This window comes from Idiomarina sp. UBA4206 (assembly GCF_002383015.1).
Taxonomy (GTDB): domain Bacteria; phylum Pseudomonadota; class Gammaproteobacteria; order Enterobacterales; family Alteromonadaceae; genus Idiomarina; species Idiomarina abyssalis.
On record NZ_DFTS01000074.1, the window covers coordinates 2,779 to 4,702 of the forward strand.

1 protein-coding gene and 1 pseudogene are annotated in these 1,924 nt (G+C 50.1%); both read left to right on the forward strand.

The features are described 5' to 3' along the window. Nucleotides 1-1,615 (forward strand): annotated as a pseudogene (gene recQ, locus B3180_RS14660) (DNA helicase RecQ); the annotation flags it as partial. A gap of 9 nt (nucleotides 1,616-1,624) precedes the next feature. Continuing rightward, the gene (locus B3180_RS14670; RefSeq protein ID WP_199494852.1) at nucleotides 1,625-1,885 is read left to right on the forward strand and encodes a DUF3630 family protein; all 261 of its coding nucleotides are present in this window, start codon (nucleotides 1,625-1,627) and stop codon (nucleotides 1,883-1,885) included. Nucleotides 1,886-1,924 lie beyond the last annotated feature (39 nt).

Here is a 1,924-nt window from a genome sequence, read left to right on the forward strand (position 1 = left end):
GCTAATGCAGGATCAGGTCGAGGCACTTAAAGCTCTGGATATTTCAGCGGCGACGCTGCATTCCGGGGTGTCATCGCAAGAGTCTATGGCAACCATGCAAGGGCTTCAGAGCGGTGACATTAAGCTGCTTTATGTAAGCCCAGAGCGGGTTTTACAACCAACCTTTATTGAACGCCTGCAAACCTTAAAGCTGAACTTTATTGCGGTGGACGAAGCGCACTGTATCAGCCAGTGGGGGCACGACTTCCGGCCTGAATACGGCAAACTCGGGGTGCTGCGTAATTATTTACCCAGTGTGCCTTTTATGGCATTAACGGCAACTGCCGACTCGGCCACCCAGCACGACATTATTGAACGACTGTGTTTGCGCGAACCTTTGGTGCACCGCAGTTCATTTGACCGCCCCAACATTCGTTACGTGGTACAGGAAAAGTACAAGCCGCTGAAGCAGGTTCGTGACTACGTTAAAAAGCAAAAAGGCGCCGCCGGTATTATTTATTGCGGTAGCCGCAAGAAAACCGAAGAGCTGTCTGAAAGTCTTCAACAAGCTGGCGTGCGCGCTGCGCCCTACCATGCCGGTATTGAGCATCAAATAAAGGAAAGTACCCTGCGGCAGTTTCTGCGTGACGACATAGACGTTGTTGTGGCAACAGTGGCCTTTGGCATGGGTATTAATAAGCCGAACATTCGCTTTGTTATTCATTTTGATATTCCACGTAGTGTGGAGTCTTACTATCAGGAAACCGGGCGTGCCGGTCGCGACGGCCTGCCGGCAGAAGCGCTTATGCTTTATGACCCACGTGACGCGCAGTGGATACGGCGGATGATAGAAGAGCAGGAAAATGAGCAGCGACGCCTGGTTGAGGCGCAAAAGTTTTCAGCAATGCAAGCCATGGCAGAAGCCCAGACCTGTCGACGCCTGGTGGTGCTGAATTATTTTAATGAATACTCCGATAAAGAATGCGGAAACTGTGACTTGTGCCTGGATCCGCCGCAACGCTATGACGGTCTGGAAGATGCCCAAAAGGCGCTGAGCTGCGTGTACCGGGTAGGCCAACAGTTTGGTATTAACCATGTGGTTGAGGTTTTACGCGGCTCAAAAGCGCAACGGGTTATCGAGCTTGGACACGACCAGCTCAGTACCTAAGGCCTGGGCAAATCGGAAACACAGGAGCACTGGATCTCGGTGTTAAGACAGTTGATTCATCGAGGGCTTATTCTGCAGGATATACGCCGTTTTGCGGCGCTTCAGCTTACTGACGCAGCGCGTCCGGTGTTAAAGGGCGAAGTTCCGTTGGAACTGGCCAAGCCGAGAATCGAATTAACCGCTACCAAAACCCGTATTACCGACCGTGGCGACTATAATAAAATATTGTTCCGGCGTTTACGTAAATTACGTAAAGACATTGCCGACCGTGACCAAGTGCCACCATTCGTTGTCTTTAGCGATGCAGCATTAGTTGAAATGTGTGTGCACTATCCCACAACAGCCAAAGATATGTTAGAAATCAATGGTGTTGGGGAAGTGAAACTGGCACGTTATGGTGATGACTTTATGCACGCCGTGGAAGCCTTTCTGTCCGGAGCCAGCGAGCGACAATTATTTAACGGGTAATAAACAGCAATGGAAGACAATGTCATTACGTTAAAAAGTACACCACCGGAAGCCGAGCTTGAGCTTTGGGTTGATGAGCTTTGTGAGCGTATTGGAGCCACTGTTCGTGAAAGAGAACAAGCGGCAGATCAGTTTTGCTGGCGCTTAAGTATAAACCAGCGCCACTGGTTATTGTTTTACTCTGAAATTTGCGATGCCATCTGGCTGCAGGCATTGGAAGAGCCGCAGCCTGCGGTACAAGCGAAATTGGCGGAGCATGGCTATGTTTAGATATTGGTTGGTCGGGTTATTATTCGCTTTAGGGTTAAG

What these genes read in the sequence shown, in the direction of transcription:
- B3180_RS14670 (WP_199494852.1), top strand. Translation starts at nt 1,625, where the DNA reads ATGGAAGACAATGTCATTACGTTAAAAAGTACACCACCGGAAGCCGAG.